This is a genomic window from Anaerotignum lactatifermentans (genome assembly GCF_016902535.1).
GTDB lineage: Bacteria > Bacillota > Clostridia > Lachnospirales > Anaerotignaceae > Anaerotignum > Anaerotignum lactatifermentans_A.
The window spans coordinates 161,356-178,648 of the sequence record NZ_JACSNY010000005.1 but is presented as its reverse complement, the minus strand read 5'-3'; the positions used below and the strand labels follow the sequence as shown (position 1 = coordinate 178,648).

General features: G+C 49.7%; 17 protein-coding genes. 5 read left to right on the top strand and 12 right to left on the bottom strand.

From position 1 onward, the window contains the following. Positions 1–152 precede the first annotated feature (152 nt). Positions 153–1,520 (top strand): MATE family efflux transporter, encoded by a 1,368-nt coding sequence (locus H9X84_RS05885; RefSeq protein WP_205133238.1) that lies wholly within the window; start codon positions 153–155, stop codon positions 1,518–1,520. Between the two features lie 166 nt (positions 1,521–1,686). On the opposite strand, the gene hpf is transcribed toward H9X84_RS05885, so the two are convergent. The 3 genes from hpf to H9X84_RS05870 form a co-directional block, all read right to left on the bottom strand. Then, positions 1,687–2,232 (bottom strand): ribosome hibernation-promoting factor, HPF/YfiA family, encoded by a 546-nt coding sequence (hpf, locus tag H9X84_RS05880; RefSeq protein WP_205133239.1) that lies wholly within the window; start codon positions 2,230–2,232, stop codon positions 1,687–1,689. Positions 2,233–2,329: 97 nt separating this feature from the next. Further along, the gene (locus H9X84_RS05875) at positions 2,330–2,533 is read right to left on the bottom strand and encodes a hypothetical protein (protein ID WP_205133240.1); all 204 of its coding nucleotides are present in this window, start codon (positions 2,531–2,533) and stop codon (positions 2,330–2,332) included. 268 nt (positions 2,534–2,801) lie between these two features. Beyond that, entirely contained in the window at positions 2,802–3,323 is a 522-nt protein-coding gene (locus H9X84_RS05870) for an O-acetyl-ADP-ribose deacetylase (RefSeq protein ID WP_205133241.1), read from the bottom strand. A 298-nt stretch (positions 3,324–3,621) separates the two neighbouring features. Here H9X84_RS05870 and H9X84_RS05865 point away from each other — a divergent pair, with 298 nt between their 5' ends. Further along, the gene (locus tag H9X84_RS05865; protein WP_205133242.1) at positions 3,622–4,356 is read left to right on the top strand and encodes a YoaK family protein; all 735 of its coding nucleotides are present in this window, start codon (positions 3,622–3,624) and stop codon (positions 4,354–4,356) included. Between the two features lie 155 nt (positions 4,357–4,511). On the opposite strand, the gene H9X84_RS05860 is transcribed toward H9X84_RS05865, so the two are convergent. From H9X84_RS05860 to H9X84_RS05835, 6 genes are all read right to left on the bottom strand, one after another. Next, complete coding sequence (locus H9X84_RS05860; RefSeq protein WP_205133243.1) at positions 4,512–5,216, bottom strand: M23 family metallopeptidase; 705 nt, start codon at positions 5,214–5,216, stop codon at positions 4,512–4,514. 42 nt (positions 5,217–5,258) lie between these two features. Continuing rightward, entirely contained in the window at positions 5,259–6,194 is a 936-nt protein-coding gene (gene spoIID, locus H9X84_RS05855) for a stage II sporulation protein D (RefSeq protein WP_205133244.1), read from the bottom strand. 190 nt (positions 6,195–6,384) lie between these two features. Then, positions 6,385–7,188 carry a hypothetical protein gene (locus tag H9X84_RS05850; RefSeq protein ID WP_205133245.1) on the bottom strand — a complete coding sequence of 268 codons (804 nt, stop codon included), beginning with the start codon at positions 7,186–7,188 and terminating at the stop codon, positions 6,385–6,387. 31 nt (positions 7,189–7,219) lie between these two features. Next, the gene (locus tag H9X84_RS05845) at positions 7,220–8,092 is read right to left on the bottom strand and encodes a radical SAM protein (RefSeq protein ID WP_205133246.1); all 873 of its coding nucleotides are present in this window, start codon (positions 8,090–8,092) and stop codon (positions 7,220–7,222) included. A gap of 473 nt (positions 8,093–8,565) precedes the next feature. Beyond that, positions 8,566–11,289, bottom strand: coding sequence for an S-layer homology domain-containing protein (locus tag H9X84_RS05840; RefSeq protein ID WP_205133247.1), 2,724 nt, complete (start codon positions 11,287–11,289; stop codon positions 8,566–8,568). A gap of 124 nt (positions 11,290–11,413) precedes the next feature. After that, positions 11,414–11,806: a hypothetical protein gene (locus H9X84_RS05835; protein WP_205133248.1), complete on the bottom strand. Its 393-nt coding sequence runs from the start codon at positions 11,804–11,806 to the stop codon at positions 11,414–11,416. A gap of 162 nt (positions 11,807–11,968) precedes the next feature. Between H9X84_RS05835 and H9X84_RS05830 the strand changes: the two genes are divergently transcribed. From H9X84_RS05830 to H9X84_RS05820, 3 genes are all read left to right on the top strand, one after another. Further along, the gene (locus H9X84_RS05830) at positions 11,969–12,133 is read left to right on the top strand and encodes a hypothetical protein (protein ID WP_205133249.1); all 165 of its coding nucleotides are present in this window, start codon (positions 11,969–11,971) and stop codon (positions 12,131–12,133) included. Positions 12,134–12,225: 92 nt separating this feature from the next. After that, positions 12,226–13,323, top strand: a complete 1,098-nt coding sequence (ychF, locus tag H9X84_RS05825; RefSeq protein ID WP_205133250.1) for a redox-regulated ATPase YchF — start codon at positions 12,226–12,228, stop codon at positions 13,321–13,323. A 54-nt stretch (positions 13,324–13,377) separates the two neighbouring features. After that, the gene (locus H9X84_RS05820) at positions 13,378–13,602 is read left to right on the top strand and encodes a helix-turn-helix domain-containing protein (protein ID WP_205133251.1); all 225 of its coding nucleotides are present in this window, start codon (positions 13,378–13,380) and stop codon (positions 13,600–13,602) included. A 50-nt stretch (positions 13,603–13,652) separates the two neighbouring features. Here H9X84_RS05820 and putP read toward each other — a convergent pair whose 3' ends face one another. The 3 genes from putP to H9X84_RS05805 all read right to left on the bottom strand — a co-directional run bounded on the left by putP (position 13,653) and on the right by H9X84_RS05805 (position 17,288). Next, on the bottom strand, positions 13,653–15,200 hold the full coding sequence (gene putP, locus H9X84_RS05815) for a sodium/proline symporter PutP (protein ID WP_205133252.1): 1,548 nt from the start codon (positions 15,198–15,200) through the stop codon (positions 13,653–13,655). Between the two features lie 297 nt (positions 15,201–15,497). Further along, the gene (locus H9X84_RS05810) at positions 15,498–16,082 is read right to left on the bottom strand and encodes a TetR/AcrR family transcriptional regulator (RefSeq protein ID WP_205133253.1); all 585 of its coding nucleotides are present in this window, start codon (positions 16,080–16,082) and stop codon (positions 15,498–15,500) included. A 9-nt stretch (positions 16,083–16,091) separates the two neighbouring features. Next, positions 16,092–17,288 carry a Card1-like endonuclease domain-containing protein gene (locus H9X84_RS05805; protein ID WP_205133254.1) on the bottom strand — a complete coding sequence of 399 codons (1,197 nt, stop codon included), beginning with the start codon at positions 17,286–17,288 and terminating at the stop codon, positions 16,092–16,094. Positions 17,289–17,293 lie beyond the last annotated feature (5 nt).

Sequence of the window (17,293 nt, the reverse complement as noted above, 5' to 3'; positions counted from 1 at the left end):
AAAATAATATCTTTTTCTCTTTTTGGCCCAATTTCAGGCTTTTTCACTTTCTTGTGCCGCAAAAAGAGCAGTTTCGCACTTGCCCATTCCGCCCATTTTTTATACAATAAACCCAAAGGGACATTGAAGAAAGAGAAACAGGAGGCGTCCTTATGATTACAGATTTAACCACTGGCAACACCAGAAAGCTCCTTTGGGCATTTTCCATTCCCATGCTCATCAGTGTTGTATTTCAGCAAATGTATAATATTGCCGACAGTATCATCGCCGGCCGTTTCATCGGCGAAGATGCGCTGGCAGCCATCGGGGCATCCTACCCCATCACCATGATCTTTATGGCCATCGCCATCGGCAGCAGTGCCGGCTGTGCCGTAGTGGTATCCCGGCTTTTCGGCAGCAAACAGTATCTTCATTTAAAATGCGCCGTCAGCACCATTTTTATCACCTGCGCCATCCTCAGCGTCATCCTGACGGTATTCGGCGTATGGCAGGGCGAAAATATGATGCGGATGCTGCAAACACCAGACAACATTTTTCAGGACGGGGCCCTGTACCTGCATATCTATATATACGGCTTCGGGTTTCTGTTCCTTTATAATGTCTGCACCGGTATTTTCACGGCGCTGGGGGATTCCAAAACACCCCTGTATTTCCTCATCGGGTCCTCTCTGGGCAATATCGCTCTGGACCTGATCTTTGTCATCGTTTTTAAAATGGGCGTTGCCGGTGTGGCATGGGCAACCTTTGCGGCGCAGGGGATCTCCTGTATTCTGGCGCTGATCTCCCTGTTTTTCAAAATGCGCAGCCGTATCCATACCAATAAGCCCTTCCCCTGGTTTTCTTTCCATCTGCTGGGCCAGGTAGCGGTCATCGCCGTTCCCAGTATTTTGCAGCAGAGTTTTGTCTCCGTTGGCAATCTCTTCATCCAGACACTGGTCAACAGCTTCGGTTCCGCCGTTATCGCAGGGTATTCCTCCGCCATCAAGCTGAATACCTTCACCGTTACCTGCATGACCACCCTGTCCAACGGCCTTTCCTCCTTTACGGCGCAGAATGTGGGCGCCCACAAGGAAGAACGTATCTGGGAAGGACTGAAGGAAAGCCTGCGTATGGGCGTTATGGTCTGCCTGCCCTTCGCCCTGGTCTATTTGATCTTCGGCCGCTACGCCATCGGTCTGTTCATGGACGGCGAAAGCCAGACGGCCATCCAGACCGGCGTGCTGTTCCTGCGTTTCGTCTCCCCCTTCTATTTTGTGGTCATGACGAAATGTATGTGTGACAGCGTTCTGCGGGGCACCAGCTCCATCGCCTACTTTACCACCACCACCTTTACAGACCTGGTTCTGCGGGTCGTGCTGGCTTATTTCTTCGTCAAAGTTATGGGCATGGATTCCACCGGTATCTGGCTGTCCTGGCCTTTTGGCTGGGCCATCTCCGCGGCGCTTTCGGTCTGGTTCTACCGCAGAAAGCCCTGGCAGCATCATGGCCCCAAGCCCAGGCGCAAGCTCCTGGCAAAATAAAAAAGGTGGATGCTCTTCTCATAAGAACTTCATTCCAAAAAAAGAATCGCCGGAATCTATTGTATGGATTCCGGCGATTTTTTATTTCCTTATGAAGATGCCCCTAATGACTTCCCTTTTGTATTGCCCTTAGGAAACGGCTTCTCCTTCTGCCGTGATCTGTATTTTAGTATTCCGGCTCAATCAAACCATAAGAGCCGTTTTTCCGTTTGTAAACTACATTAACTTCGTCTGTTTCCCCGTTGCGGAATACAAAGAAGTTGTGGCCGATCAGTTCCATTTCCATCACGGCTTCTTCCGCGTCCATGGGTTTTACTTCAAAATGTTTGATGCGTTCGATCTTGTACAGAGGTTCCTCGTCCAGATCTTCCTCCGGCACCAGGATTGCCTGATACTCTGCCATATATCCTTCGCCGCTCTGGCGTACTTTTGTGCGCATCCGTTTTTTATAGCGGACTACCTGTCCTTCCAGAATATCCACAGCCTTATCCATAGCTGCTGTCATATCTGCATCCTGCACTTCGGCACGGATCAGTCTCTTATTCAGCGGAATGGTCACCTCTACGGTGGAAACCAGTTTTTCCAGGCTCAGTGTGATGGTCGCGTTGGTGTCCTCGGGGAACAGCTTCGCGATACGATCCATCTTGTGTTCAACCATTTCTTTGGTCTTGTCCCAAACGTCGATGTTTTTACCGATAATGTTATAACGCATAATAACAACTCCCTTCGCGGTTTCAGAATGAAACCATTGGTCATGACCGCCGGCTCCATTTTGGGGGATACCGACGATAGAAAGAGATATTTTTCTTTCATGTCATACCTATTCGCCGTTTTTTTCCAAATCCCTTTTTTCCCGGGGAAAAAAATTGTGGTATTTTTTTCTTTTTTTCTCCCTTTCGCCTATTTTTTCCCCGTCTCTTTTTTGTGTAATATTTTCCTTTTGGTTGACAGAACTTATTTTTCTTCTTCTGTTCCTCTCCCCTCAAAAATGAGAAATGCCCATTTTCCGCCATTCTGCCTCCTTTCCTTTTCCTGTGGAAAAAGGGAAGTTCTCCACAGATTCCCCGCATTGTTTCTGTGGATAATGTGGATAACTTTGTGTATAACTCATTTTTCAGGCGTTTTTCACTGTGGACAACCAGAAAAGTTATCCTCCTGACAAAATCCGTAAAAATCTGTCCTATATTCCCAATCGTTTACATAATTCTTTTTGTTTCTCCTCGGACAGACACCTGTTTCCGATAGAAAAAAACAGGCGCGGTCTTCCGCGCCTGTTTTGGCTCAATGTTCTTTCTTATATTCTTCCAGCGCCGTCACATAGGCGTTTTTGGTATCATCATCGAAGCAGACCATAATCACCTGCTCCATTTCCTCATCCTGGGCCAGAAAGGCCATGATTTCCCGCACAGCGATCTTTGCCGCCAGATCCACAGGAAAACGATATACGCCTGTGCTGATGGACGGAAAGGCAATACTTTTGACGCCGCATTCTCTTGCCAGCCGCAGGCTGTTGCGGTAGCAGTTTGCCAAAAGCTCTTCTTCGTCCCATTTGCCGCCGCGCCAAATCGGTCCCGGCGTATGGATAACATACTCCGCTTTCAGCTTATAGCCCCGGGTCACCTTAGCGTCACCGGTGGCACAGCCGCCCAGCGTCTCACATTCTTCCAAAAGCTCTCTGCCCGCCGCGCGGTGAATGGCGCCGTCTACGCCGCCGCCTCCCAGAAGGGATGTATTTGCCGCGTTAACAATGGCATCAGTTTTGGCTTTCACAATATCTCCTTTTATGATAGAAAAACGTTCCATACCGTTACCCCCTGTCCGGGAATCGATTATTCCCCTTTTGTCCCATTGTATCCTTTTTCCGAAAATTCGTAAAGGTATTTTTTCAAAAATCTGAAAAATCCCCTTTTCTCGACCCATCCGCGATCCCGCCGGAACAGACTTCCTCCCTTGTACGACAATCTGCATGATATGTCGTTTTAGGGAAGGATTTTTATTGTAAATATCAAAATCAAGCGATATAATTGTCCATATTTCCGGTGCTTTCTTTTTGCGCAGGCAACGAAAATCTTTTCGGAAAAGAAGATTGGGGTTTTGTTCTATGAAAACAAAAAAAATGAAACTGTATGACACATTGAATGAGTATCTGGAATACGAAAAATGGTGGGTATTCACCATTTTGATGTCCGTCAGCGGATTTTACGGCGCCTTTACCTATTCCATCCGCGGCGGCATTTTCTGTAATGCCCAGACCGCCAATTTTGTATTGTTCGCCATGGCATTGGGCCGCGCCCAGTGGCGCCACGCCCTGTATTTTTTAATTCCCATGAGCGCGTACTTTCTGGGGGCCCTTCTGTCGGAAGCCCTGCCCCGTTCCATCAAAAAGCTGGGACTGATTCGCTGGGATACCCTTTTGATTTTTATTGAAATGCTGGTAGTCATTTTTCTGGCCTGCCTGCCAGAAAGCGCACCCCACCAGATTTCTCAGGTATTCATCAACTTTATCTGCTCCATGCAGTACAATACATTCCGCCAGGCCCAGAGCATTCCCATGGCGACCACCTTCTGCACCAACCACGTCCGTCAAACGGGAATCGCCTTTTATAAGGCACTGCGCTATAAAGACATTGACTTTTTGGGCAGAATGCTCTGCCATATGGGTATGCTTGCGGCATTCGTCTTCGGCGGTATCATTTCCGTTTTCCTTTGTGACCGGTATCAGGGCAAAGCCCTTTTCGCCGCCCTCATTCCTCTGACAATCGTTCTGATTGATCTGCTCTACGCCGATCTGAAAAAAGAAAAAGGGGACCTGTATAAAGTCCCCCATGGTCACTGACCCTGCAAAAGAGATCTTCCCCACCAGTTGTTTCCAGAGAAAATCATTCTATTTTACATAGAATCAGCGGCACTCTTTGCGCCGCAAGGATTTCAGCCACGTTTATTTTCTTATGGATACACCTCCAAAAGGGCGTTCTCTTTTTTTGTCTTTTCTCACTTCAGTTTTGTCTGCGGGTCTACTTTTTCCCCGTTTTGTTCCATGGAAAACTGCAAATGGCTCCCCAGTGCCGCCCCGTATTTCTCCGGCTGGCCTACGGTGCCAATGGTTTCGCCTTGTCCCACAGTATCTCCCTCTGCCACAGCCACATCTTCGCTCAGCGGACTGTATGTAGTCCGCCAGCCGTCGGCATGGTCAATCACCACAGTACGGCCTGTCCTTTCGTCATCCTTGATTTCCGCCACTGTGCCGTCGGCCACAGCCATCACCGGTGTGCCTTCCTCGGCGGCCATGCAGATATTGTCATTGGTGCGGTACTGCTCCAGCGTCGGGTCATAAATGGCCGTCTCCACGCTGTAAGGCAGAAGAATCTCTCCGGTAAGAGGATAGATAAACTGCGCCGTTTCCGTTTTCTTTTCTTCCTGCTTTGCCACAGTGGTTTTTACCGTTTCCTGCACCGTTTCCCTATCTGGCTCTTCGCCGCCGTCATCGCTCATCTGCTCTGACTGCTCTTTCGTCACCTGCAAAGAGGGCGTCTTTGCCGCCGTTACGGGAGAGGTCTGTCCCGTCACCTCCTGGGGCACGGCGCTTTGCAGCTGATCCCAGGCATAGTAGGAAACCCCGGCCCCCAAGGCCACCACACACAGCCCCAGAGAAACCAGTGTCGTTGCCATTTTGTCATTACTCTTCCTTCGTTTCATGCCAAACACCTCCACGGATATTCTTGCCCGCCGGAAATGTTTTTATGCAATATTTTCAAAAGATACCCCGGTGTAATAATGCAGCAGGATCTCATGATAATCCCTGCCTTCCTCCGCCAGCGCTTTGGCGCCGTACTGGCTCATGCCGGCGCCGTGGCCATAGCCCTTTGTGGTAAAGACAAATTCGTCCCCCTGCCGCTTTACCGTAAAATTCGTACTGCGCAGGCCCAAAGCGTTGCGGATCTGCTGCCCTTCCAGCGCCAAATTCCCCGCCTGTATGGTTTGTATGTAGCCGGCCTTGCTCCGCTCCGCATGAGAAAAATCCAGTTCCGCCGCCGAAACGCCCAGTTCTCCATACTGGGAAAGCTTCCGCCAGACCTCCTCCGCCGAAAACCGAGCTTCTGTCTCAAAGCCCGGCGCCTCCTCGTCGCCTTCGCTGTCCACGCCGCGCAGATAAGGGATCTCCTGTACCCAAACATTTTCTGAGTCCTCGGTTCGTCCTCCACTTTGGGCATGGAATACCGCCAGAATCGGTTCCTCCTCATAGACCATGATCTCTCCCGCCGTCTGGCCGACAGCCTCTTCCATTTTCGCCAGATAAGTCTCATAATTCCCGCCCCATTTCTGACGGCGCTCCTCCTCGGTACAGTAGGCTTGTCCGATATCATACAGGACTTCCTCACTGCCCGCCTCTTCCATTTTCCGCAGTTCATAGGTCCGCGCCGCCACCGCCTGTGCCTTCAGCGCCTCCAGCGGGAAGGAGGCCGGCATTTCCGCCGACACCACTCCCAGCACATACGCCTCCAGCTCCGACGGCGCCTTCTGCCCGGCGTAAAAATCCGTCAGACCATAAATGGCCCTGGCCTCCATCTGCGCTTCCTGACGAAAGCCGCCAAAGGCCAGCGTCACCATCAACGGCACCGCCAGCACTGCCAGCAGGCCATACAGCAGCAACAGAGCCGCCAGTTTTTTTGCCATGTCCCCACATCCTTCCTCTTACAAGGATATGAGGCCCGGCCCGTTCCCATGCCGGAAAGCCGTATAAAAAAGAGCCCCTGGGCTGTCTGTCCGCCAAATCCCCCCGGACAAAAAAACGCTGAAACCCTTGCCTCCCGCAAAGATTCCAGCGATGGTTATTTCTTATGAAAAATGCAAATATCCTTCTCTTTTACCGGAAGATCCAATAGTACCAGATGGCCGCCGCGGCCACCAGCACAAACAGTACCATGCCCAGCTTGGCGTCCTGTCGGTCCCTGCGGCGGGTACGCTTCAGCCAGTCCGGCTGCCCCAGATCCACCACATATCTGCCGCCCAGAAGCCCTGTGCGCACCTCCAGACGCATCTTCGTTTCCTTGCGGATCATGTAAAAGGTCCGCCGTGTCATACGAAAATAATAGGTCACTCCATTCTGGATGCCTTCAAAGAAATACCCCTGATTCAGTCCCTTCTCCACGCCGGCCTCATTGGCAATATACGCCCGGCAGGCCAGCAGGGTCACCTGCTCTTTTTTGCAGTGCAGACGGTCAATGACCGTATAGACCATCCGGGTATAGACCACATTCAGCGCCAGCAGCGGAATCAACGTCAGCGCCAGACGCAGCGCGCTCAGACGGCTGCTGCCCCAGCCCTGGAGATTGAGGAAATAGCCCTGTACCTGGGCCTGCACCAGAGAATAAAACATCAGCAGGAAAATCAAAACATAAAGCAGGCCAAAAAGAAAATTATGCTTTTTGCGTACCTTTACGTTCCACATTTTCACGTCTGTCAGCCCTTTGCGGCACAGCAGGAACATGGCCACACAGATCAGCACCATCAGGCCGTTGATCTCCATGCCCGACTGGTAATTGATGGTCATGGCAAAAACAGGCGCCAGCCACAGCGGCAGCAGCGCCCAGCCCCACCGTTTTGTGACAGCTGCCAGAAAAAAGCACCAATATGCGGTTATGACGGTTAAAAACCCCAGCCATTCCATTGCGCAAGACTCCTTTTTGTTCCCTGTTGTATCAGATGCCGCGGAAAATATCTGGACGGAACCGGCTGCGTTTGCGGCTTTCCTCGATCTGCGCCAGAATCTTGTCCCGGTCTGCGTTCAGGGTACCGCCCAAAGCGATATAGTTGGAAGCATGGTTAGAACGGAACATAGTACCTTCCGCGTCCACACTGCGGATAAACAGCTCCGTTTCATCCAGCACTTCATAAGGGTCCAGCAGTTCGATTTCGCCCCGGTTCAACTGGTCGTACATCTCTGTTCCCGGCTCTACCATCAATGTCAAAAAGCCTACATATTCCGGCTTGATGGCGGAGATTACTCTGGCACTGCCCAAAGCGTGCTCCCGCCAGAGCTTTTTGCCGCCCAGACCGGAGATCACCGTCATGGACAGGATCATGCCCGCTTCTCTGACCTTGATACCCGCCTGAATCATTTCTTCCGCCGTAACGCCCTTCTTTACGTCCCGCAGCACCTCGTCGGCGCCGCTTTCCAGACCCATATAGACCATATCCAGCCCCGCGTCCTTTAAACGTTTCAGATCCTCCGGCGTTTTCATCAAAATATCCTTGGGCGCGCCATAAACGGAGATCCGCTCCACTTCCGGGAAATACTCGTGGCACTTATCCAGAATATACAGCAGATCCTCTGTTTTTACGATGAGGGCGTCGCCGTCCGCCAGGAAGATCCGGCGTACTTTGATATGGCTGTAATATCTTCTGGCCATCTCCAGATCCTCGGCTACCTCTTCCAGAGGACGGATACGGAATTTCTTATCTTTATACATATTGCAGAATGTGCAGGTATTTCTGGCACATCCAATGGTCAGCTGTATAATCAGACTGCCGGCCTCACTGGGCGGTCTGTAAACGGTTCCTTCATATCTCATGCTCAAATCTCTCCCATTCTTTTTTGTTCATATTCTCTTTATTATACAGGGAAAGGACTATTTTTATCAATACCCATTTCTTTTCATTTGACAGGACGGGGTTTTTTGACTATAATAGGGCTTGAACTTTTTAGTTAATACGGTTTTCGTTCTGTGGGATCGGGCAGACTCAGGTGCTCTGACATATGGAAGAACAGCATCTGCGGCTGTTTTTTTATGTGCAAATTGCTTCTGCGTTTCCCCTTCCGGCAGATCCGCCGGAAATGTGAAAGCCGCTTCGGCGGCACCCACCCATTCCTTTCGCATCTTTCGGCGCGGCATCGGAAGCCTTATTAAAAGTTATTCGGCCGTCTTCGGATGACCGGAAGAGAGGAGCTTCGGCTCCTCTTTTTTTGATGCTTCAAAAAAACGGGCCTGCGGCCCTTCCTTTTTTTCGGAAGAACGCAGGCCCTTTTTATATCCATAATGCTTTTTTAATCACGGAACGCTTCAACATAGCCATCATCATCAAAGACCAGTTTGATTTCTTTGCCGTTCCAGTCTTCATCCAGATCTTCCAGTGTCACACCGGAAATATCACAGGTAGGCTTACGAAGCACATTGAATGTAAATGTATTGCCGTCCGCTGTCTGGATACGGACTGTGTGATCGCTGTCATCATATTCCTTCAGAATGCCTTCCGCCCCCTGAATTGTTACTTCGACTTCTTCCACACGGCTCTTTTCTGTCAGCTTCGCCTTGATATAAACATCAACATCCTTATCTTCGATCATTTCTTTCAGGCGATACAGCTGATCGCTGTCAAAGCTGGAGCTGGTAATGATTACACTGCTCATCCAGTCGTATACCGTATCATCACCCTTCAGCTTCAATCCATTATCCGCACTAACGGCAACGCCTGAAATGCGCTTTCCAGCACCCTGCACTGTGCTTTCATCGACTGTGATCTTAGATACATAACCACTGTTGTTAAATTCCAGTTCTACCGTAGAACCCACATATCCGGTGCTTGCAATATCTTCATAGGTATAATCATCACTTCCGGTTTTCGGTCTGGCTACCACATGGAGTTTCAGCTGTGCCCCGTCACTGGTTTCAATGGTAATATACCGCTCATCCATGGATTTATCCGGTTCATATTCCACAATTGTGCCTTTCGCATAGGTCAAATACGCCTCTTTGACCTCTGTTACCTTTTTATCGGCATCCGCCTTGATCTCTGCATACAGCGTCACATCAGGGCTGTTTGCCATTTTTTCAAATACGGTCAGGGAAGATGTGATGGCGCTGGTAATATTCAGTTCATTTTCTACACTGCCGTCCGAATTCTCGACATTATAACGGGAGAGCATCGTATATTCCGTAGAAGATGTCTTAAACTTCAATACACCATTGATCAAGGAAGCAACTGTGCCTTTTCTTTCCGTTGTATCCATGTCACTATCTGTCCAAGCGGAACTCTTATCAGAAATATAAATCTCATTGATCTTTCCGCCGCTGTTGAAATAGATCCGGCAATATACGGTTTCATCCTTCTTTTTCTCAGCATCATAGCACTTATCTTCATAATAGTCCTGTGCTGAAGCAAATTTCACATCATTCCAATCCTTGTTGTCGCTATCCCATGTATAGAAAGTAATATTTTCCAAAGGATTGGAAGAACCAAAGGTGTATTCCGTTGTCTTTCCGCCGCTGGTCACCGTCATTCTTTTCTCGCTGAGTCCCTCCAGCCGATAAGTCGTTCCTGTCTGTTTCAGATTTTCATTAAAAGTATCCTCAGACAAAACCACTTTTGTCACTTTTTCGTCCAGATCCGCAGTGATCTTCACATAAATCGTTCCTGTTTCAGCAAACTCCTTCAGCTCCTTAATGGTGGATTTTTCTTCACCCAAATAGAACTGACAGTTATTCGCAAAATTAAAGGTTCTGCTTGCACCGCCTTCACTCTGGAAGGATACATAAGAATCCCCTATTGTGGTTACTTCTCCATAGGCAGTATATGTATCAGAAATCGTCAAATAAATCTCATCTACCGTCGTTTCCTCAACATTTCCCACCTTCTCATGCTTCACAGTTTTGGTACTGATCATCAGACCTGCGTACAAATATTTGTCACTGTTATTTTCCACCGCACTGGTGAACTCAGAACGGCTGACCTTTTTGCCATCTAAATAATAAATGCAGCTGCCGCCTACCGTATAATCCTGACGCTCGCCTGTATTCTCATTCTCCAGACGCAGAAGGCTGTTCTCCAAACGCATGATATATCCCGTAATATCATATTTAGTCTGACTGTTTGCTTCCTCATCCAGAAGATAAATGGCATCCAGAGAGGTTTCTGTATAGACGATGCTGACTCTGTCGCCTTTCGAGAAACGGCTCAGGGAAATTTCCGCGCTGCCGTCTTTATTGTAAACCTTGGTGCGGTCGTTCATGGCGATAAACTTCCGCTCCTCGCCATTGTCCATCTGAATGGTCAATTCGTAATAATCCCCGCTGTTATTGACCAGTTTGGTGATTTCCCCCTGATTTCCTGTGTTATTTCCATCCAGCAGTTCATAGGTCTTGTTCATCACCACCGCCATTTCCCCACGGGTGATGGGCGCGTCGGGGTTAAAGTTTTTATTGTCGTCTCCGCTGAAAATACCCAGTCTGCTCAGCAAATCAATATAGGATGCCCCTGTATCGGAAATCTTCCACTGATCGTTGTAAATAACTGTCGGTGTTTTCAGAAGGTCATATTTCGTTTCCAGCGCTCTGCCAAAGAAGATGGCCACATCTTCTCTGGTTGCCGCGCGGGCAACTCCATCATCATAAAATTTTGTTAAATCAGAAAGATACAGCACATTGGTGCTCAGCCCATAGATGACGCTGGCCTGCGCCCACGTTGGGATTCCCATAGAGGAAAATGTGGAATAATATCCCGCCATGGCGGAAGTATCCATGGTCTGCAAGGAGTTTGTTTTGCTCAGCACGTTATAAAGCATCACCATACATTCTGTATAAGTGACATTATTCTTCGCGCGGAAGGTGCCATCCTCATATCCGCTGATTAAATTTCTGTCTGCCGCCGCCGTAATGCTGCTGGACGCCCAGGGCAGCTCATTGATATCCTTGAACGTGGCCGCCATGGCTGTCGCAGGCATGGTGCCCGCCGCCAGAATCACCGCCAGCGCAAGGGAAAGTTTCCGTTTCATATTGCCGTACCCCCTTCATCGGTCTTGTTTGCATACTCTTATGTGTTTCAGTTTACCATATCTTCACTGTTTTTGCCATAGTTTCCGTATTTAAGATTTCTTTCAATTTTTGGAAGACAGCGGTCTATCCCCGCATCCGCTTTCGCTGTTCCGCCTCAATGAGAGAAACGATGGTATCCGTCACCGTAACGGAAACATTGTCAATTCCCGTACCATAGCAAAGGGTCATATTTTCTGTCTCCTTCATGATCTGCTGGGCCTGGGACTGGGTCACGCCGTCCAGCCGCAAGCCGATGATAGCCGTATGCCCCTCCACCACCACGGCGCTGCCGGTGATACCGTAAATCTGTCCCAGAAATGACCTGATCTCCTCCGCCCGTTCCGCCGGGGATTTTCCGCCGATTTTTTCTTCGTCCTCCGCCGGCAGGGCCTTTTGCAGATGGTTCTGCACCGGCGCCGCGCCGCAGCCAGAGAAAAAACACAACGCCAGACAAATCGTCAATGCCAGTTTTTTCATTTTTGTCCGCCTCCTTTTTTCCTTTAGTATGGCGCGCAAAAAAAAGATTATGGCATGAAAAAAAGGGGATTTTTTTGAAGAAAATCAGGAATTTCCTTCCGTTTCGTCCTGTTCTTTTGCGTCGTCTGTGTTATGATAAAAAGAAAAAAAGGAGGCATGGCCATGGAACAACATCATCGCCGCGTACCTATGGAAGAAATCCGGGAAACCCCTGCCAAAGGATATTATCTCCCAAAGAACCAGCTGCGTTCCTATGCCCTTTGGGCGGCGCTGGGCGGACTGTTTTTATATTTTGCGGGATTTTTCCGGGGAAAAGGGCGGCATTAAGGCTTTTCTTGCCGCCGTCCCTTGCCATTTTGTCCGCTTTTCGCTATAATGTTACACAGTGACCAGAAAACATCAGGAAAGGAAGTACTTCAATGAAATTAGGTATCGTAGGGCTGCCTAACGTAGGCAAAAGCACCCTGTTTAATTCTATGACACTGGGGAAGGCGGAAGCGGCCAACTATCCCTTCTGCACCATCGACCCCAACGTGGGCATTGTTACCGTTCCCGACGAACGGCTGACCAAACTGACAGAAATGTATGATTCCGCCAAGACCACACCGGCGGTTATCGAATTTGTGGATATTGCCGGACTGGTAAAAGGCGCCAGCAAGGGCGAAGGTCTGGGCAACAAATTCCTCTCCCACATCCGGGAAGTAGACGCCATTGTCCATGTCGTACGCTGTTTTGAGGACACCAATGTGGTCCATGTAGACGGCTCCATCGACCCCATCCGGGATATTGAAACCATCAATCTGGAACTGGTATTCTCCGATCTGGAGATTCTGGAAAGAAGAATCGCCAAAACAGGCAAAATGGCAAAGGCGGACAAATCTCTCCAGAAGGAAATGGACGTTTTGCAGAAGCTGAAAGACGCTTTGGAGCAGGGCATCTCCGCCAGAGCCGTGGAATTTGACACACCGGAGGAAAAAGCCTTCGTCAACAGCCTGACACTGCTGACAGCGAAACCGGTCCTTTACGCCGCAAACGTAGCCGAGGAGGATCTGGCCGACGACGGCGCCAGCAACGAATATGTGGGCCGTGTACGGGAATTCGCCGAAAAAGAACACAGCGAAGTATTCGTATTATGCGCCAAAATTGAGGAAGAGATCTCCGATCTGGACGAAGCCGATAAAAAAGAATTTCTGGCGGATCTGGGTGTGGACGGCAGCGGTCTGGACCGTCTCATCGCCGCCAGCTACAAGCTGCTGGGCCTCATCAGCTATCTGACGGCAGGCCCTCAGGAGAGCCGCGCGTGGACCATCACCAAGGGCACCAAAGCACCCCAGGCGGCCGGCAAGATTCACAGCGACTTTGAGCGCGGCTTTATCCGTGCCGAGGTAGTCTCCTATGACGATCTCATGCGTCTTGGCTCCTACAACGCCGCCAAAGAACAGGGATTGGTACGCTCCGAGGGCAAGGAGTATGTCGTAAAAGACGGCGACGTAATCCTGTTCCGTTTTAATGTATAAAAAACAAATTCCCCGCCTTATGAAAAAGGCGGGGTTTTTTGAGGTGATGTTATGATGTATCAGCGTATTCGGGATTTAAGAGAGGACAGAGACCTGTCCCAGCAGGATATGGCGGTCTTTCTCCATATCGCACAAACCACCTATTCCGATTATGAGCGGGGAAAAATCAATATCCCCATTCCTGTCCTCCGACAGCTTGCTCTGTTCTTTGATACCAGCGTAGATTATCTTCCGGAACTGACAGATACCACAAAACCATATCCAAGAAAAAAAGCATGAAATTTCTGATTTACCAGTAAATTTCATGCTTTTTGTTTTCAGAATACGATTTATGCCTTCTGTTTGCACAAACGCTGTACTTCCTCAAATTCGTCGGTAATCTCCTTGGAGGGCGCCGGTGTAATAAGGCTCACAACGGCATTTACCACCAGAGCGGTCACGAAAGCGGGCAGCAGTTCATAAATGCCCCAAACACCGCCCATGGGCGCGATGAGATATTTCCAGATGAATACCATAGCGCCGCCGGCGATCATGCCAGCCAACGCGCCATATTTATTGGAGCGTTTCCAGAAGAGAGCGAATACTACCACGGGGCCAAAGGAGGCACCAAAGCCTGCCCATGCGAAGGATACGATGCCAAATACGGAGCTGTTGGGGTCTCTTGCCAGGAAAACGGCAATGGCGGAAATCACAATAACGGTAATTCTCGCGATGGTCATAGCTGTTTTCTCGGAAATCTCTACTTTAAAGAAGCCTCTCAGCAGGTTCTGGGATACGCTGGAGGAAGCCGCCAGCAGCTGGGAATCCGCCGTGGACATGGTAGCCGCCAGAATCCCCGCCAGAATGATACCAGCTACAAACGCCGCCAGAACGCCCTCCTGACTCAATACATCAGCGATTTTTACAATGATGGTCTCGGATGTACTGCCTTCCAGGAAGGGAATGGCGCCAGCCTTTGTCATAGCATAGCCCACAATACCGATGCAGACGGCAATGGCCATGGAAATGACAACCCAGATGGAAGCCACACGGCGGGACAGTTTCAGTTTTTCCTTATCTTCAATGGCCATAAAGCGCAGCAGAATATGGGGCATACCGCAGTAGCCCAGACCCCAGGCCATAACGGACACAATGGTCAACAGGCTGTAAGGCTCCGCCTCTCCTGTTACCACGCTGTAAGTTTCTGTCATATTCAAATATCCGGGCAGGGACTGCACGTCTGTCACGATAGTATCCCAGCCGCCGGCCACCTTTACACCAAAGAGCAGAATGATAATCAAAGCTACGGTCATAAAAATACTCTGGATCAGGTCGGTGGCGCTGGCCGCCAGGAAACCGCCCGTTGCCGTATATGCCACAATAACGACAGCGCTGATAATCATAGCCGCTACGTAGTTTACGCCGAAAAGGCTGCTGAAGAGCTTGCCGCAGGCCGCGAAACCGGAAGCCGTATACGGGATAAAGAACACGATAATAACCACAGCCGCGATACACATCAAAATATTTTTGTCATCCCGATATCTTCTGGAAAAGAAATCCGGTACTGTAATGGAGTTATCCGCAACATGGGAGTAGATACGGATTCTCTTGGCGATAATCAGCCAGTTAAAATACGTACCAATGGCAAGACCAATGGCCGTCCAGGCCGCGTCAGCCACACCGGTAAGGTACGCTACGCCGGGCAGACCCATCAGTAGCCAGCTGCTCATGTCAGAGGCTTCGGCGCTCATGGCCGTAACAAAGGGGCCCAGCTTTCTGCCGCCCAGATAGAAGTCGTCTACGTTGTTGTTTTTCTTGGAGCAGTAAAGGCCAACGCCGATCATCGCGATGAGGTAAACGGCAATGGCAATCATGATACATACTTTTGCAGATAGCATTTTCTCAGATCCTTTCTTTTCTTCCGGAAAAAAGCATCTTTTCGGGCAGTCTCCCTACCGTCCGAAAAAACGCTTTTTTCCTCAAATCTCTGTTATGCAGTATACCACATCTCAAATTAGACTGAAATACAGAATAAAGTATAGAATGAATTCTATACTTTATTTGCGTTATATCTCATATTTTATTGTAAAATAGCTGTTTTTGTCTATACGATTTTTTGTATTATTTCCCCGTCAGAAAATAAAATCAAATTTTTCCCGTAAAAAAACCGACCTGTTTCCAGATCGGTACCGTTTTTATTTTCGGAATCCCCCCAAAAACCGGGGCATCATTTCCGCCGCATAGCGGCTGAGGGAATACTCTCCGCTGCAAAGACACCAGTCGTAGATCAGCGCCCGTTCACAAAGGGCATAGGTCTTAACAAACTCATTGACGGAAATCTCCTCGCTCAGTTCGCCCTTTCGCTGGCCCTCGGCGATGATCTGGCGCAGCAGCTTATAATAAACCCGGTTATGGTCCATCAGGTGGCGCTCCCCCGTAGTAATCAGCTGGGAGGAATACAGTCTTGCCAGCAGGTCCACGGAAATGCTGTTGTCGATCATGCCGAACATCTCCCGGTTCAGGAACATGAGCTTATCAAAGCTGTGCATATCCTCCTGCAAAGCCGGTACCAGCTCCGTATATTTCTCGTCAAACAATTCGCTGAGGGACCCCAGCAGAGCGTCCTTGCCGTTGAAATAATGGTAAAAAGAGCCTTTGGAAGTCCCGGACTCCTCTACGATCTCTTCCACCGTCGTATCGTCATAGCCCTGCTCGTAAAAGAGTTTCCATGCCGCCGATATAATTCTGCTTTTGGTATTGCGGGTATTTTTCTTTGCCATGGTACCCTCCTATACTTTCTTCCATTTCAGGCTCACCAGATCATGCTCCCGGATGGCCTTTACCAGACGGTTCCCAAAATCCTCCGCCAGAATATCGGAGGAATCCAGCAGCTCCAGCCCCAGCTCCTGGGCACGTTTATATGTACCGCTGCCTTCCACCTTTTCCTTGCTGAAGGTCACCACAACACCCTTGGAAAACCAGCCGCCTACACGTTTTTTTGCAATAAGCAGTTCGTTGAGTGCCGCCGTATCCGCGTCTCGCAGCTTGCAGGAAATGAATACCGGCATGGAATGATCCATTAAAATCACGTCGATCTCGTTGCCCGCTACCACAACGCCGTCATAGGCGTTCCAGTCAATCATGGTGCCCAGCTTTACATCATCAAAGACACCGGCCTGTCTGGCGGCAATATACACATACAGCTCCAGCCAAACACCATAGCCAGTACAGTACTGCCTGTCCTCCACAGAGCAGTAGGAAAAGCGCACCCGCTCCCCATCCATAACCAGATTCTTCAAAAATCCCAGCCGCTGGAATTCCTTTAAAATCTCCCGGTTAGGGGACACCTTTTTCCCGTTTTTCATAAAAATCTGTTCCTTGCTCTCCATGAACACCTCATGGGGCAAATACCGGGCCGCCACCGTCTGCAAATAGCTGCATGTGGGTTTCCACTCCGACAGATGGCGGAACAGATACCGGGCCATGGCATTGATGGCCTCGTATTTTTCCGGCGCCGGCGGCCGATGGGACTCGCCGATAAAGCAGGCGCCTCTGGCGTGAATAAAATCCTCCAGAGAAAGGGTCACCGTCTCCGCCACTATCTCATCTGTGGAAAGATCCGTGATCTCGTTGCGCACCAGATCCGTATGCACCAGCCGGACTCCTTTCTCACAACCCGCTTTGAATCCGGCAATAATCATCAGCTCACTGCCGCCGGTCAGCTCCAGAAAGCACTCCCCGCCGCAGCGGTCTATGACCTGGCAGGTCTTCTGATAGATCTTCTGCACAGAATGGATATCCACGGCGTATTTTTCCACCTGAATCTTTGGCAGATGCTCCCTGAAACAGGTTTCCAGCGCACGAAAGGCCGTCATATCCGTCATGCCGCTGTCATAAAGATACACCACCCGGTCCGGACGCAGGGTCAAAGGCGCCACAATATTTTTCAAAACGTCCTTGTCATAATATTCAATCAGTGTGCGCAAGGGTA

What these genes read in the sequence shown, in the direction of transcription:
- H9X84_RS05865 (WP_205133242.1), top strand. Translation starts at nt 3,622, where the DNA reads ATGAAAACAAAAAAAATGAAACTGTATGACACATTGAATGAGTATCTG.
- H9X84_RS05875 (WP_205133240.1), bottom strand. Translation starts at nt 2,533, where the DNA reads ATGGCGGAAAATGGGCATTTCTCATTTTTGAGGGGAGAGGAACAGAAG.
- H9X84_RS05885 (WP_205133238.1), top strand. Translation starts at nt 153, where the DNA reads ATGATTACAGATTTAACCACTGGCAACACCAGAAAGCTCCTTTGGGCA.
- hpf (WP_205133239.1), bottom strand. Translation starts at nt 2,232, where the DNA reads ATGCGTTATAACATTATCGGTAAAAACATCGACGTTTGGGACAAGACC.
- H9X84_RS05860 (WP_205133243.1), bottom strand. Translation starts at nt 5,216, where the DNA reads ATGAAACGAAGGAAGAGTAATGACAAAATGGCAACGACACTGGTTTCT.
- H9X84_RS05840 (WP_205133247.1), bottom strand. Translation starts at nt 11,289, where the DNA reads ATGAAACGGAAACTTTCCCTTGCGCTGGCGGTGATTCTGGCGGCGGGC.
- H9X84_RS05810 (WP_205133253.1), bottom strand. Translation starts at nt 16,082, where the DNA reads ATGGCAAAGAAAAATACCCGCAATACCAAAAGCAGAATTATATCGGCG.
- H9X84_RS05845 (WP_205133246.1), bottom strand. Translation starts at nt 8,092, where the DNA reads ATGAGATATGAAGGAACCGTTTACAGACCGCCCAGTGAGGCCGGCAGT.
- H9X84_RS05830 (WP_205133249.1), top strand. Translation starts at nt 11,969, where the DNA reads ATGGAACAACATCATCGCCGCGTACCTATGGAAGAAATCCGGGAAACC.
- spoIID (WP_205133244.1), bottom strand. Translation starts at nt 6,194, where the DNA reads ATGGCAAAAAAACTGGCGGCTCTGTTGCTGCTGTATGGCCTGCTGGCA.
- H9X84_RS05835 (WP_205133248.1), bottom strand. Translation starts at nt 11,806, where the DNA reads ATGAAAAAACTGGCATTGACGATTTGTCTGGCGTTGTGTTTTTTCTCT.
- H9X84_RS05850 (WP_205133245.1), bottom strand. Translation starts at nt 7,188, where the DNA reads ATGGAATGGCTGGGGTTTTTAACCGTCATAACCGCATATTGGTGCTTT.
- putP (WP_205133252.1), bottom strand. Translation starts at nt 15,200, where the DNA reads ATGCTATCTGCAAAAGTATGTATCATGATTGCCATTGCCGTTTACCTC.
- H9X84_RS05870 (WP_205133241.1), bottom strand. Translation starts at nt 3,323, where the DNA reads ATGGAACGTTTTTCTATCATAAAAGGAGATATTGTGAAAGCCAAAACT.
- H9X84_RS05820 (WP_205133251.1), top strand. Translation starts at nt 13,378, where the DNA reads ATGTATCAGCGTATTCGGGATTTAAGAGAGGACAGAGACCTGTCCCAG.
- ychF (WP_205133250.1), top strand. Translation starts at nt 12,226, where the DNA reads ATGAAATTAGGTATCGTAGGGCTGCCTAACGTAGGCAAAAGCACCCTG.